Here is a 13,958-nt window from a genome sequence, read left to right as displayed (position 1 = left end):
CCCCCTTGCAGAACCGGGCTTATCCCAACACAAAGGCGCCATGTCACCTTTCTGCTCTCTCGAAACCCTCCGGAACGCGTGCGAAACCCTGCCGGAGCCCGATGCTGCGGCACAAGACGCCATCAGGGAGCAAGAGGCACGGCTGACAAAACCCGCTGGAAGCCTTGGACGTCTCGAAACCCTCGTTTCCTGGTTCGGCGCGTGGCGTCCCCTGCAAATCAATCAGGCAGCCATCTGCCTTTTTGCCGGGAATCACGGCGTTCTGGCGCAGGGCGTCTCGGCCTGGCCGGCCAGCGTGACCGCTGCCATGATCAGCAATTTCAGACAGGGTGGAGCCGCCATCAACCAATTGGCCCGTCAGGCTGGTGCGTCGCTTCACGTCGTGCCCGTGGGGGACCTTACCCCCAGCGCGGACCTGACATGCGCGCCGGCCCTCACGACAGAGGCCTTCCTTGAAGCCGTCTCAACAGGGTATGACGCCGTCCCGGCGCAATGCGATCTGCTCGCCCTTGGTGAAATGGGTGTGGGCAATACCACCGCAGCATCGGCGCTGGCTGCCGCCCTGTTTGGCGGAGATGGCGCAACATGGGCAGGTCGCGGCGCAGGGCTGGATGACGACGGTATCGCGCGCAAGGCCAGAGCCATCGATACGGCGCTGGCCCTGCATGGTCGTGAACACCCGCCTCTGGAACTCGCGCGACGCTATGGCGGATGGGAACTGGCCGCCCTGCTGGGGGCCACGCTGGCCGCCCGTCACCGGCGCATACCTGTCGTACTTGATGGCTTTGTCGTAACGGCTTCGGTAGCGCCTCTGGCGCTGATGCATCCATCAGGCCTGTCTCACACCGCGCTGGGCCATTGCTCGGGCGAGCAGGGCCATAGCCGTCTTTCCACCCATCTCGATCTTGAGCCATTGCTCGATCTGAGGCTGCGCCTTGGAGAGGGGTCCGGGGCCGCTCTGGCCATCCCGCTTGTGCGCGCGGCCCTCGCCTGCCACAATGGCATGGCAAGTTTTGATGATATTGCCGTTCTTGATGAGAATAATCGATCAATAAAGAGCTAGATGCCTATCATTCGCGCAGATTTCGCTGCGGGTCTCAGCCTGCTGACACGCCTGCCAACAGGCTGGCTTCTCGCCCCCGGCAAAAAAATAGACCTGACACGGTCCAGCTGGTGCTGGCCTCTGATCGGGGGCGCCATCGGTGCGCTCACCGGCACTGTGATGGTGCTGTGCATACGCCTTGGCATGCCAGCCATCGTTGCCACTGGCTGGGCCATCGCCTTCCAGCTTTTCCTGACAGGCGCCCTTCATGAGGACGGGTTTGCCGATACGGTGGATGGGTTTTTTGGCGGCCGCACGCCAGAGCGCAGGCTTGAAATCATGCGCGACAGCCGGATCGGCAGTTATGGCGGGCTGGCGCTGAGCCTGCTGATGCTGCTGCGGGCTGGCACCATGACAACCCTTGCCGCCCAGCCGATCCATATCATCTCGATTCTGGCAACAGCCGGGGCCTTCTCGCGCCTGTCGCTCATGCTGCCCCTGCTCTGGCTGCGTCCTGCCAGAGCCGATGGACTGGCCCATGAGCTGCGCCATCTGCCAGCGCGTGGCCTGCTGATTGCCATGATCCTGACCGCCCTGATCGCCAGCTCGCTTTCCGTACTTGGCGCGCTATCTCTTTTTCTCGTGGCCTGTCTGGCCACACTTGGCCTGTGCAGCGTCGCCTATCGCCTGATTGGCGGTTACACAGGCGACGTGCTGGGGGCAACAGCCATCATCACCGAGCTTGTGGTTCTGACGGGGGCCAGCCTGCACGGGTTCGACAAGCTGCCCCTGTAAACGTCGGGGCCTCTCAACCCGTTCGGAAATACGAGGCCCGAACGCTGTCAGTCGAGTACGGCGCAGGCAATACGCGCACCGGCGCCACCAATCGGCTGGGTCGTGTAATCATCGGGGCTGGTGTGGATGATCAGCGCCGCACCGTCGGCATCCTTGAGCGCGGGCCGCTCGCCTACACCATGCAGCGAAACAAGCGTCGAATACAGCTCGACAGTCGCCGTACCATCGGGTGCCACATAAAGATTGGGCAGATCACCGGCATCATTCGCGTTTGGCGTAAGCAGACCATGCACGACAGGCGTCACCGCATGAACATGACCGCCCGCGCTGGTAAATTTCGGTGGGGTGCAGCTGCCTTTCTCATGGAAATGCATGCCATGCCAGCCGGGCGCCAGACCTTGTGCCGTAATATGCAGCAGAACACCCCGCGGGGCTTCGGTCACGCTGACCGTTCCATGCGCCTTGCCGTCCGTGCCCAGCAATGTGCCCTTAGCACTGTCTGCCGCCTGCGTCCGTGACAGACCAGCAGGGGAGAGAGCGATGACTGCCCCCCCTAGGAGAAAAACAGAAAGCATCTTGTTCATGGCATGACGCATGAGATCTGACCTCGACGTTGAAGAGAACGCTGCTGCTCCGAAACGGATGACAGCCGGGAAAGGTTCTGGACGGGAAACGGAAAGCTTGCCTGAGTTGAGACCGCTTCGCAACATGCCGTTCTGACGCGCCGTCCCGGTTATTCCCGGTCCAGAACCGTGCGCCACGCTTGTGCCGCCCGCGTTCCTGCCCGAAACTGGTTTCGCTTACCCCCAGGCACAAGGAGGCAACACCATGCTCGAACTCAGGCCCAATTGTGAATGCTGCGACGCGGATCTCTCCCCCGCTACGAACGATGCCATGATCTGCTCTTTCGAGTGCACATTCTGCGTGCGCTGCGCCACCGATCACCTCAAGGGCGTATGTCCCAATTGCAGCGGTGATCTGGTGCCCCGCCCTGTTCGGCCATCACGCTTTCTGGCCTCCAGCCCCGCCTCGACGCACCGTGTGTTACGGGAGCAACCCTGCCCCGGCCTTTGAGTCGTTCCTAAAGTCGTTTTTAAACCGGAATTTTCTAATACCCTGCGTGTCGATGCTCTAACCTCGGGCCATGCGTAGGCCGTGAGCCCTGCCAGCATGGTGCTGACAGCTCACGGCATACCCGAAGGTACACAAGGCTGATTGGTCATGGCAGACAAGGCTTCAAGCCCCTCGTCCGGTGCGTGGCGCTGGCTTGGTGTGGCGTCTCTTCCCTGCCTGCTCGCCATCGGCTTCGCTGTCGCTGGCGGATGGTTGAGCCCCCACAGGGTCACACAGAACACACTGCTCGGCGCCTTGCAGAGCGTGGACGGCCATCATCCGGGCTTTCGGCGCAACCATGCCAAGGGTGTTTGTGTCACCGGGTGGTTCGAGGGCAATGGTGCCGCCGCCACCTATTCCACAGCCCCCTTCTTCGAGGCAGGTCGCGTGCCGGTCATCGGGCGCTTCGCTCTTGCCGGTGGCATGCCCTATCAGGGTGACGCACCGGGCAAGGTGCGCTCGCTGGCGCTGAGTCTGGAAGCACCGGACGGGCAGGAATGGCGCATGGGCGTCAATGACATCCCTGTCTTTCCGGTTCGCACACCGGCGGAGTTCCAGTCACTCCAGATCGCTGTTCGCCCCGACCCGGCCACGGGCAAGCCGGAGCCAGCGCGCGTGCAGGCTTTCAAAGCGTCCCATCCGTGGTTGGCTGAAGCCGGCGCGGCGCTGGCCAAAAGGCCGATTACCCCCGGATTTGAAAACGATCGCTATAACAGCCTCGATTCCTTTCTGCTGCACGATGCCAAGGGGGGCACAACCCCTATGCGCTTCGCCCTGCGCCCTGCGGAGAATGTCGTAACCACCCCCCTGACGGGTGATGACGCCCTCTTCGAGCAGCTTGCCGCGACCATGAGTGCTCATCCCCTGCGCTGGACACTGGTGCTTACCCTCGCCGGTCCGGGCGATGCCATCAATGACCCAAGCAGGGCCTGGTCTGCGCAGGACAGGCAGATCGAGGCTGGCACCCTGACGCTTGACAGGATCGAGAGCGAGGAGACCGGCCCCTGCACCGGCATCACCTATGATCCGCTGATCCTGCCGCAGGGAATAAGCGCCTCGGACGATCCGGTTCTTCAGGCCCGTTCAGCGGCCTATATGCGCTCTTTTGCCGAACGGTCACGCGAGCCCGTGCCTCAGCCTGCCGTCACACCCACGACGCTTGAGCAGAAGATGCCGGAGAAAGCATCATGAGCCCTCACCCTGTTTTCAGCCTGACATCGCGCCTGTTGCACTGGCTGATGGCTGTACTGATTCTGATCATGATCTTTGTTGGTCTGTTCATGGCCTCCGGTGTGGGGCCGCACTACCATAGCCTTGTGTCGTTTCACCGCCCGCTGGGCATGGCCATTCTGCTTCTGGCTGTCCTGAGGTTGCTCAACCGCTGGCTGAACCCACCTCCTGCCCTGCCCGCCGATCTGCCGAATCTCATGGCGCTCATGGCCAAAGCGTCGCACTGGACGCTTTACGCGCTCATGATCGGGTTACCTCTGGTCGGCTGGGCCATGCTCTCGGCGGGCGGTTACCCAATCCCGCTTCTGGGCCACAGCTTTCTTTTGCCCCCGATCCTGCCGCATGATGCAGCGCTCTGGGGCTGGCTACGCCTTGCCCATACCATACTGGCCTTCTGTCTTTTCGGACTCATTCTCGCTCATAGCGGGGCGGCGCTTTTTCATTTCCTGATCAGGCGCGACAGGGTGTTCCAGAGCATGACGGGGCAGGATCACGAGATCTGACATCGGCGCCTTCCGCTGCCCTCTTGCAAAGCCACGGGGCAACGGTTCATGGGAGGCAAAACATCTCCGGATCCTCCTGCCATGCCGCGTGTCCCTTCCCCCGCCTATGGTCTCGCCCTTGCCTTGCTGGCGTGGCAGCCCCGGCCTGCTCTGGCCAGTGAGACAACCGACAGGGCTCTTACCGTCAGCCGGGTCGATGCGCTCTGTGCGGCCGTGCAGCAGAGTGCGCCCCCTGCGAGCGACCGGCCGGATCCGGCGCAACGCGAGGCGTTGAGGGGATGTGACAGCGAGGCCCTGTATTTTGGTATCGGCATGAAGGCCGATACCGTCAGGGCACGACTCTGTGCCTTTACCGAACAGTCCCGGGAATCATCCCAGGTTGTGTGGGGTTATACAGGCAGCCATCTGCTGATGATGATCTATGCCAATGGCGAGGGGACCGCCCGCAACATTGCCTATGCGCAGAATCTGGCCTGTTCCACCTCTTTTGCCCCGGCGGAGCGCGACCTGCGAGTGTTGCATCTGCAGGCGATATCCGAAGGCACGGACAAGGCTCCTTTCGATTACTGCCATGACGCCACGGCGGGCGTTACAGGCGGCTATTGCGCGGCCCATCAGGCAAGGATTGCGCGCGAAGCCGAGGACCGGAAAATCCGGGATTTTGCGTCCAGCCTCCCTCACTCTGCCCGCTCGGCATTTTCCGCGCTTGTGGCGCAACAGAAACTCTGGGGAGAGGCCCGCGCCGCCAACGAGACAGATCTCTCAGGCACTCTGCGCGCGGCTTTCGAGATACAGGAGCGCATGCTGCAACTGCGCGACTTCACCCAGATGCTGGCGCGCCTCGGGCATAGGCCCCTGCCGCCTCTCGGCAGCGCCCAACTCAATACCGCCAATACGCGCATGCAAGCGGCCTTGAAACGCCTCGCTGGCCATCAGAACATCGGCGGCACAACCATCAACTCAAGCGACATCGAAAAGGCCCAGAGCGCTTTTCTGACCTATCGGCAGGCATGGGGCAGTTTCGCCGCCGTAGCTTATCCTCACTGGGGGCGTGACGCCGCCGAAGCCTGGGTCACGATGAAACGGGCCGACATGCTGGAGCATCTTGCCGCCTTGCTGGATTGAAGAGCGCAGGCAGCGGAAGAACTGGTGCCAACTCAGCAACAGGCTCCCGGATATGAAAAAAGCGGCCGGGTGGCCGCTTTCTCCCATTTCAGTCCGGCTGAAACGCTTAGTCAACCAGCTGGAAAGACAGACCCTGACCGCCAGCGGCGAGATGCGCCCCGCGTGTTGCGGTCGTGATCTTGATCTTCACGCCATTGCTGTTGCTCAGAATAGCGCCGCCGATCCCACGATCCAGCGTCGCGTCGCCGTTCAGAGCGCCGTAACCACCATCGAAATCATGCAGGTTCTTCAGGTTATAGACGACACCCGTTGCCTCGATTTTCGAGAAACCGACAGCAGCAATATTGCCGCCCGAAATCTTGAAGCGATAGGTCTTGTGACCATAGGTCAGCGTGCCCTGGCCCCAGGTATAGCCAATGCCCACATCGGCGGATTTCGCCATCAGGGTGATGTGGCCAACGGGGGTGCCCAGTGCATCGGGGGCTGCATGCGCTACCGGCATGACGGCCAGAGCCGCAGCGGCAAAGGTCGAAGCAGCAAGGGCACGGCGGGTAAATGAGCGCATTGTTATTGTTCCTCTCAGAAAGGGAATGCGTTGCGGTTCGTTAACTCCCTGCATCGCTTTTCGTTCCCACCCCGCCTGCATGATCGCGAGGCGTTGACCTCAAGGTGGGCCAACGCTGCACGAAGGGCGCTCGGGGGATGGCTCAGTCGCGCTGCGGCGGGGCCATGAAATCCGGCTCGATGGCATCAGGCACGTTGTCACGCAGGATGGTCTCGATCTCGGCCTTGTCCTGATCGCTCAGTGACCAGCCATAGGCCTCGGCCACACCATCAATCTGCTCGGGCTTGCGTGCGCCCCAAAGCGCCACAGTCGGTCCCTGATCGAGCACCCAGCGAATGGCCAGCGCCAGCATGGATTTGTCGTGACGCGCGGCGATGGCCTTCAGCGCCTCGACAGCGGCGAGGTAACGCCCGAATACCGGCTGCTGGAATTTCGGATCGCTGCTGCGCAGGTCATCCTTTGGGAAATGCGTTTCACCCGTCATCTTGCCTGCCAGAAGGCCGCGACAAAGCGGACCATAAGCCATCACGATTGCGTCATGAGCCTTGGCGTAAGGCAGGATGTGACGCTCGGTGGTGACGCGCTCGAACAGGTTGTAGGGCGGCTGGATGGTGCTGATCGGGGTGATGGCCCCGAACCGGTCCATATCATCAACCGAGAAATTGCTGACCCCGATGGCGCGGATCTTGCCTTCGCGGCGAAGCTTTTCCAGCTCATGGGCGGTTTCCTCAACCGGGGTCTTGCCGTCAGGCCAGTGCACCTGCTCCAGATCGATCACATCGGTCCCAAGGCGTCGCAGGGAGTCTTCCACCTCCTTGCGGATGCGCTCGGGGCGGCTGTCACGATAGACTTTCTGGTCATCTGTCCAGGCCAGACCAAGCTTTGTGGCCAGCACGACCTTGTCGCGTCGGCCGCCCTCCAGCGCCCGACCGATAACCTCCTCGCTGTGGCCAAATCCGTAAACTGGCGCTGTATCGATGAAGTTGATGCCATTATCGATCGCCTTGTGAATGGTGCGTATGGCGTTGTCGTCATCGGGGCCACCCCACATCCAGCCGCCAATCGCCCATGTTCCCAAGGCGATGCGTGTTACAGGCTTGTCGATATTCCTGATGCTGATCGTGTCGGCTGTCATGAGGGGTTTCTCCATTCGTGTGAGGTCACATGCTGTTTCATACGGTGGAGAACCGTGTTCGTTGCCTCACTTGCGCCTGATGCGCCGAGCGGGCATCACCGCAGATCATGACACGCCGCGCCCGCCTTACTTCCGTGCTTGATCGCCTTGGTTTCGGGGCGACGCTGCTTCTGCCTGTCTTTCTGACTCATGGCAGGCTGTTTTCAGAGATCATGATGGACCTGCTGGCCGTCGGCCTGCTGGCGCAATCGGCGCTGGGGCTTGGCTGGGGCTGGGGTCGGCAGTTCTGGGTCCGTGTGGCCCTGCTGTGGTGGGGTTGGCAGATTGTTTGCTCACTGCCCCATATCGGTATTGGCTCGTCGCAGGCGCTCACGCAGTCCATTCTCGCCATACGGTTTCCCCTCATGGCGGCAGCCCTTCAGGTCTGGACGCTGCGCGATGAACCATCACGGGCGACAATGCGCTGGGTCCTGGTCACCTGTTGCGGATATTTCGTGCTGCAATTCCTGGTGCAGGCCATCTTCGGGCATAATCTCTTCGGTTACCCGCGTTATATCGACGGGACGCTGACCGGACCCTATGCCCACCCCAGAGCGGCAGCGCCTTTCTCCCGTCTGGTTCTGCCGGTCATGATGCTGGGCTGCGCCTGGCTGATGGCCCGCCCCATCAAGGCACCTGCCACAGGCTCCCCGGGAACGCGCAACGGCAATCCGCACAGAACAACCCTCCCCGTTTTCATGGCCATGAGTGGGCTGGCTGTTATTGTGCTGGGGATTATGGTCCTGGCCGGGCAGCGTATTCCCATGGCGCTTACCGCGCTCGGGATCGGCATTTGTGCCCTGTTCTATCGCCCTTTGCGCCCTGCTGCCCTGGTCGGGGCCCTCAGTCTGCCCGTTCTGGTCTTGCTGGTGCGCGTTCTTGCGCCTCAGGCCTTTCAACATCTGATCGTGCTGGCCGCTCATCAGCTCTCGCATTTCTGGGAGTCGCATTACGGTCTGGTCTTTACCCGTGCGATTGTCATTGCGCAGGCCCATCCCGTCACCGGGCTCGGTTACGACGCCTTCCGTCATGCCTGCGCCAATCCGGCCTATCTGCATGGTCTGCCCTGGCTCAGCACAGCCAGCGATGGCGGCGGCACGATTATCTGTGTGCAGCACGCGCATAATCACTATCTGCAGGCGCTGACCAATGCCGGACTACCGGGGCTCTTCCTGTTCGGTGGGCTGGTTTTTGCGTGCCTGCGTGCACTCTGGCCTGTGCAAGGGGCTCATCATGCCTGGCGCATCGGCCTGTTCGCGGCCTTCTTCGTTCAGGAATGGCCCTTTGCCTCAGCCAGTGACTTCCTCAACCTGCCTCTTGGCGGATGGGCCTTCATGCTGCTTGGCGTCGGACTGGCCGAGGCAGCGGCCCTGGGGGCCCCGACCTTGGGGGCCGCCTCTGTTCCTCGCGACAAGGCAACCCTATATGCTGTGCCAAACGTAACCTCTCGCTAAGACCCGGAGTGCCGATGTCCGAGACCAAGATCCCCGTCACCGTTCTCACCGGCTTTCTCGGTGCCGGGAAAACCACGCTGCTCAACCATATCCTCTCGAGCGAGCACGGGCGCAAATATGCTGTTCTCGTCAATGAGTTCGGCGAACTGGGCGTCGATGGCGATCTGGTGGTCGATGCGGATGAAGAGGTGTTCGAGACCAATAACGGTTGCATCTGCTGTACCGTACGCGGCGATCTAATCCGTATCCTCGGCAGCCTGCTGCGTCGTCGTGGCAAGTTTGACGGTATCATCGTCGAGACCACCGGTCTTGCCGATCCGGCCCCCGTGGCCCAAACCTTTTTCGTGGACGAAAACCTACGCGAGAAATCACGCCTCGACGCCGTCGTGACCGTGGTGGACGCCTATAACGTCATCCAGACGCTGGACGAAAGCCCCGAGGCGATCCGTCAGGTGGCGTTTGCGGATGTGATCATTCTCAACAAGACCGATCTTGTGGATGAAGCCGGGCTTGAGGCCATCGAGGCGCGTCTGCGCTGGATTAATGCCAGCGTGCAGATCCATCGTGCCCAGCACAGCGCCGTGGCACTCAGCACTGTGCTCGATCAGGGCGGGTTCGACCTCGAACGCGCGCTGGAAACCATGCCGGACTTCCTTGAGAACAACGAGCACTCGCATGAGGAGGGCGTTACCAGCATGTCCTTCGCCGTCGAGGAGCCGCTTGACGAACAGCGCTTCCAGGCGTGGATCGGCGCGATCCTTCAGGAACAGGGCGCGGATATCCTGCGGTCCAAGGGCATCATGCATTTTGCGGGCAAGGATGAGCGCTTTTCGTTCCAGGCCGTGCACATGATGGCCGATGGCGACTATATCGGCAAAGGCAAGGAGGGCGAGAGCAAGGAATCGCGCATCGTCTTCATCGGTCGCAACCTCAACCGTCCGCAGCTTCGTCGTGGCTTTGAAAGCTGCCGCGCATGAGCGAGATGACTGAACTCCTCGCCACACGCGGCGCGGAAAAGACCATTGGTTCGCCCGTTACCGTCGCCGCCTGCGCCCGCGACGGCCAGACCTTCGCGCTCGGCACGGTCGAAGGCGAGATCTTCCTGATCCCTGTTGCCGGGATCAAGCATCCTGAAACATGGCAGCGCATCGAGGCTCATGACGGTGCCGTGCTCTGCCTCGCTGCCGATACCGGCAAGGCCGGTTTCGTCAGCGGTGGCGAGGATAACCGCCTGTGCCGCACCCTGCCCGATGGCACGGTGAGCGAACTGCACAAGGGCCGCCGCTGGGTGGATTGCGTGGCCACGACCCCTGACCATCTGGCCTTTTCGACCGGCAAGCAGCTTGAGATCCGCAACGCCTCCGGCGAGACGACCCTCAAGACCCTTGAGCACCCCTCGACCGTTACCGGCATCGTTTTTGACGCCAAGGGCAAGCGTGTCGCCGCGTCGCATTATAACGGCGTGTCGATGTGGTTTGTTGGCGCGAAAGTGGACACGGTTCGCCCCCTCGAATGGAAGGGCAGTCACACCACCCTCGCCATTCATCCGGCTGGCGAGGCCCTCGTGACCGCGATGCAGGAAAACGACCTGCATGGCTGGCGCCTGTCTGACAGCCATAACATGCGCATGAGCGGCTACCCCAAGCGCGTGACCTCGCTCTCCTTTACCCGTAACGGGCGCTGGCTTGCGACCTCAGGCGCCGATGCCATCGTGCTCTGGCCATTCTTCGGCGGCGGCCCGATGGGCAAGCCCCCGACTGAACTTGCGCGCCTGCCCGGCGTGTTCTGCTCGGCCGTTGCGGCCCACCCCAAGAACGATATCATTGCAGCAGGCTTTGAAGACGGCTCGGTGCTTCTCGCCGAACTCGGCTCCGAGCGTATCCTGCCCATCTGCCTTGGCAAACGTGGCAAGGTAACCGGCCTGGTCTTTTCCCCGCTGGGTGGTGCGATGGTATTCGGTACGGATGACGGCGTGATTGCCGCCATTGATCTTTCTTCGGCGGGCTAGACTGTTCATGGGGCTTTGCCCCATCCCCCACCCAAGGACATACGTCCTTGGGAAACCTGTCAGTCGAGCAGGATCAAAAAGGGTGTGCATGCCCGAAAGGGGAGGCACACCTCCTAAGAACTACAGGCCGAGTTCGCTCAATGACAGATGATCATCCGGGCGACGGCCCTGCGGCCAGTGGAACAGCCGATCAGCGCTGTTGATGGCAAGATCATTGATCGACGCCATACGCTGCGCCATCAGGCCTTGTGCGTCGAAAACCCAGTTTTCGTTCCCGTAGGAGCGAAACCACTGGCCCGAGGGGTCGTGCCACTCATAGGCAAAACGCACGGCAATACGGTCATCCTGATACGCAAAGAGCTCCTTGATCAGCCGGTAATCCTGCTCGGCAGCCCATTTGCGTTCAAGGAACGCGACAATAGCTGGGCGACCCTGCAGGAACTCATTGCGATTGCGCCATTGGCTCTCGACACTATACGCCAGTGCGACCTGAGACGGGTTGCGGCTGTTCCATGCATCCTCGGCACGACGTACCTTCAGCCGCGCCGTTTCTGCGGTAAAGGGGGGAACCAGAGCCACAGGGTCTTTGGTCATGAACTTGCCCTTCTGAACGCCCGCGCCTGCACAACAGTGAATATCGCCGTCGTGAGGCACGCCAGATCCTCTGAGGTGATCGTGAAGGCTGGTGTGAGATAGATGATATTGCGAAACGGCCTGACCCAGACGCCACATGCAACAAGCGCGGCCTTGAGCCCGGCCATATCCTCGATCGCTTCAAGCTCGACCACACCGATCGCCCCCAGCACGCGCACATCGCGCACGCCAGACAGAGCGCGACAGGGCTCCAGCTGGTCACGCAGCATCGTCGAAAGCGCGGCGACCTGAGCCAGGCGCGGCTCACGCTCGAAAAGATCAAGCGAGGCACAGGCGGCGGCGCAGGCCAGGGCATTGGCCATGAAAGTTGGACCATGCATGAGCGCGGCCATGGGTGATTCGGACAGAAACGCCTCATAGACATGGCGGCGCGCAACGGTTGCTGCCAAAGCCATTGTGCCACCGGTCAGGGCTTTGGAGAGGGTGATGATATCGGGCACAATCCCGGCTTGCTCGCAGGCAAACATGGTGCCTGTGCGCCCGAAACCCGTGAAAATCTCATCGAGTATCAGCAACACGCCATGTTTGTCGGCCAGTTGCCGTAGTCGGGCAAGCACCTCGGGGGCATGGAACACCATACCACCAGCACCCTGTACCAGAGGCTCGGTGATGATTGCCGCGATACTGCCCGCATGATGCGTCAGAAGCTGATCGAGTGCCTCATAGCGTGCTGCATCGAGGGGTAAATCAGCAATGACCTGTTCAGGAAACACACCGCTGAAGAGGCTGTGCATCCCCTCTTCAGGATCGCAGATCGACATCGTCGCAAGCGTGTCACCGTGATAGCCCCCGCGAAAGGAGAGCAGCTTCGTACGTCCTTTTTCACCGCGGTTGAGCCAGAACTGGATCGCCATTTTCATGGCCACTTCGACGGCCACCGAACCGCTGTCAGTGAAAAAACAATGGGCGAGATCGCCCGGCAGGAGTGCCGTCAAACGCTCTGACAGCTCCATGACCGGCCGATGAACCAGCCCGCCAAGCATGACATGGGGCATGGTATCAAGCTGGGCCGCCACCCGGGCGCGTATATGGGGATGATTATAACCGTGACAGGCCGTCCACCACGAGGCGATCCCATCCACCAGCGTGCGGCCATCTTCCAGAACGATGCGCGTGTCCTGCGTCCGCGCCGCAGTGAGCGGCGCAGGTGCTGTGTGCATCTGTGTATAGGGCAGCCAGACGGGGCTCGCAGAAGGCTTGTCGGATGGCATGCCTTACTGCCCGCTATCAGGCTCACGATCGGCATCGTAGAGCACCTGAAGCACGGCGCACCACGGATAGCGCGTATCGTAGAACTGACCCTCGGCGGTTGCGAGCGCACCGTTGGAATCGGTCGGAACATGGGTCAGGGATACCGTATCATCCACATTGCCGCCGATGATGCTCAGCTCATTGCCAAAGGGCGGGGCATTCTGATGCGTGGCAACCACGATGCCGCAATGGGAAGGAAACCCGTAGGAGGTTGGCAGCAAGGCAAAGGTCACGCTGCGGCTCTTGCCGCGACCCACGCAGAGCAGATCACCCAACTGGGGAATATAGGTTTTCGGGTCCTGCGCACGCAGACCTGTGGACTGTCCAGAAGCGGCGGCATTGATATAGGTCGAATGATTGGGCGAATAGGGAAAGCGGTCATTCGCACCAGCCACGCGCATCACATAGGAGATGAATGCCGCCGACCAGGCGTAATGCCCGTCATTCTCAGGGCGGAAGAGCTGACCATCTGCATTGTATTTGCCGCTCCATGAGACTTCCGTCTCATAGGGGTCCTGCCCGATCCACCAGTACTCGCCCACACGCTGCCAGAGGCCCGGAATACGCTCGGGCTTGAGCGAGGGAGCGCTTGGCTCGGGACGATCCTCAGGATCGTCATCGCTGACAGGGTTGCCGAACATGCGCCATTCGCGCATGGCGATCGCCACAACATCCTGACGGTTGAACGGCACGAAATTGCGCGAGGCGAAGTCGGGCACATGGCCATCATAGCCATAGGCCCCGACACGCCCGTTGGCATATTGCGCCATAGGCGTCTGGGCCGGATGTTGCGCTGCATTCTGAACCGCAGTCGACGCGCACCCTGAAAGCAGCATGAGCGCACCAAGAGCGCCGACAACCCGGCTCTGCCCGGCAAGGGTATTCTGCGCATATGATCGTAAAGAAAACAGTCCGGCGCCCATGATGTGATTCTTCTCCCTGTATGCGCAACGAGCGCCGAACAGCGCCGGTTCATTACAGCGAGATAGGAACGAGAGCGGCGCTCCGGTCAAGTGCCGCCCTCGTCATGCCTTGGTGACTGGC

Annotated in this window: 15 protein-coding genes; 9 read left to right on the top strand and 6 right to left on the bottom strand. The window is 61.4% G+C overall.

Annotated elements, in window-relative coordinates:
* The first annotated feature begins 40 nt into the window (after nucleotides 1-40).
* The gene (cobT, locus tag P5689_RS09005) at nucleotides 41-1,063 is read left to right on the top strand and encodes a nicotinate-nucleotide--dimethylbenzimidazole phosphoribosyltransferase (RefSeq protein ID WP_285532893.1); all 1,023 of its coding nucleotides are present in this window, start codon (nucleotides 41-43) and stop codon (nucleotides 1,061-1,063) included.
* Nucleotides 1,064-1,837, top strand: a complete 774-nt coding sequence (locus P5689_RS09000; RefSeq protein WP_285532892.1) for an adenosylcobinamide-GDP ribazoletransferase — start codon at nucleotides 1,064-1,066, stop codon at nucleotides 1,835-1,837.
* 47 nt (nucleotides 1,838-1,884) lie between these two features.
* On the opposite strand, the gene sodC is transcribed toward P5689_RS09000, so the two are convergent.
* Nucleotides 1,885-2,412 carry a superoxide dismutase[Cu-Zn] gene (sodC, locus tag P5689_RS08995; RefSeq protein WP_408868570.1) on the bottom strand — a complete coding sequence of 176 codons (528 nt, stop codon included), beginning with the start codon at nucleotides 2,410-2,412 and terminating at the stop codon, nucleotides 1,885-1,887.
* A 253-nt stretch (nucleotides 2,413-2,665) separates the two neighbouring features.
* Here sodC and P5689_RS08990 point away from each other — a divergent pair, with 253 nt between their 5' ends.
* The 4 genes from P5689_RS08990 (at nucleotide 2,666) to P5689_RS08975 (ending at nucleotide 5,808) form a co-directional block, all read left to right on the top strand.
* Nucleotides 2,666-2,911, top strand: coding sequence for a DUF1272 domain-containing protein (locus P5689_RS08990; RefSeq protein ID WP_081866716.1), 246 nt, complete (start codon nucleotides 2,666-2,668; stop codon nucleotides 2,909-2,911).
* Nucleotides 2,912-3,058: 147 nt separating this feature from the next.
* Entirely contained in the window at nucleotides 3,059-4,141 is a 1,083-nt protein-coding gene (locus P5689_RS08985; protein WP_285532889.1) for a catalase family peroxidase, read from the top strand.
* Entirely contained in the window at nucleotides 4,138-4,683 is a 546-nt protein-coding gene (locus P5689_RS08980) for a cytochrome b/b6 domain-containing protein (RefSeq protein ID WP_285532888.1), read from the top strand. The genes P5689_RS08985 and P5689_RS08980 overlap by 4 nt, the downstream gene beginning before the upstream one ends.
* Nucleotides 4,684-4,764: 81 nt before the next feature.
* Nucleotides 4,765-5,808 (top strand): hypothetical protein, encoded by a 1,044-nt coding sequence (locus P5689_RS08975; protein WP_285532887.1) that lies wholly within the window; start codon nucleotides 4,765-4,767, stop codon nucleotides 5,806-5,808.
* Nucleotides 5,809-5,914: 106 nt separating this feature from the next.
* On the opposite strand, the gene P5689_RS08970 is transcribed toward P5689_RS08975, so the two are convergent.
* Together P5689_RS08970 and P5689_RS08965 are read right to left on the bottom strand one after the other, a co-directional pair.
* Nucleotides 5,915-6,373 carry a hypothetical protein gene (locus P5689_RS08970; RefSeq protein WP_023977874.1) on the bottom strand — a complete coding sequence of 153 codons (459 nt, stop codon included), beginning with the start codon at nucleotides 6,371-6,373 and terminating at the stop codon, nucleotides 5,915-5,917.
* 142 nt (nucleotides 6,374-6,515) lie between these two features.
* On the bottom strand, nucleotides 6,516-7,508 hold the full coding sequence (locus P5689_RS08965; protein ID WP_235075406.1) for an aldo/keto reductase: 993 nt from the start codon (nucleotides 7,506-7,508) through the stop codon (nucleotides 6,516-6,518).
* 107 nt (nucleotides 7,509-7,615) lie between these two features.
* On the opposite strand from P5689_RS08965, the gene P5689_RS08960 reads away from it, so the two are divergent.
* Genes P5689_RS08960 through P5689_RS08950 form a run of 3 tightly spaced genes read left to right on the top strand, consistent with a single transcriptional unit; the run spans nucleotide 7,616 to nucleotide 11,009 of the window.
* Nucleotides 7,616-9,001, top strand: a complete 1,386-nt coding sequence (locus P5689_RS08960; RefSeq protein ID WP_081866717.1) for an O-antigen ligase family protein — start codon at nucleotides 7,616-7,618, stop codon at nucleotides 8,999-9,001.
* A 14-nt stretch (nucleotides 9,002-9,015) separates the two neighbouring features.
* Nucleotides 9,016-9,978 carry a GTP-binding protein gene (locus tag P5689_RS08955; protein ID WP_051395805.1) on the top strand — a complete coding sequence of 321 codons (963 nt, stop codon included), beginning with the start codon at nucleotides 9,016-9,018 and terminating at the stop codon, nucleotides 9,976-9,978.
* Between the two features lie 5 nt (nucleotides 9,979-9,983).
* Nucleotides 9,984-11,009, top strand: a complete 1,026-nt coding sequence (locus P5689_RS08950; protein WP_081866718.1) for a WD40 repeat domain-containing protein — start codon at nucleotides 9,984-9,986, stop codon at nucleotides 11,007-11,009.
* A 120-nt stretch (nucleotides 11,010-11,129) separates the two neighbouring features.
* Here the strand turns inward: P5689_RS08950 and P5689_RS08945 are convergent, their stop codons facing one another.
* The 3 genes from P5689_RS08945 to P5689_RS08935 are packed head-to-tail and all read right to left on the bottom strand — an operon-like array spanning nucleotide 11,130 to nucleotide 13,750.
* A complete protein-coding gene (locus P5689_RS08945; RefSeq protein WP_285532886.1) occupies nucleotides 11,130-11,603 on the bottom strand; it encodes a nuclear transport factor 2 family protein in 474 nt (157 codons plus the stop codon).
* On the bottom strand, nucleotides 11,600-12,874 hold the full coding sequence (locus P5689_RS08940) for an adenosylmethionine--8-amino-7-oxononanoate transaminase (protein WP_023977867.1): 1,275 nt from the start codon (nucleotides 12,872-12,874) through the stop codon (nucleotides 11,600-11,602). The genes P5689_RS08945 and P5689_RS08940 overlap by 4 nt, the downstream gene beginning before the upstream one ends.
* Nucleotides 12,875-12,877: 3 nt before the next feature.
* Nucleotides 12,878-13,750, bottom strand: coding sequence for a DUF2272 domain-containing protein (locus tag P5689_RS08935; RefSeq protein WP_285533870.1), 873 nt, complete (start codon nucleotides 13,748-13,750; stop codon nucleotides 12,878-12,880).
* Between the last annotated feature and the right edge of the window lie 208 nt (nucleotides 13,751-13,958).

The organism is Asaia sp. HumB (assembly GCF_030263835.1).
In the GTDB taxonomy this organism is placed as follows: domain Bacteria; phylum Pseudomonadota; class Alphaproteobacteria; order Acetobacterales; family Acetobacteraceae; genus Asaia; species Asaia bogorensis.
Note: the sequence above shows the minus strand (reverse complement) of the source record. Positions and strands in the feature narration are given on the sequence as shown.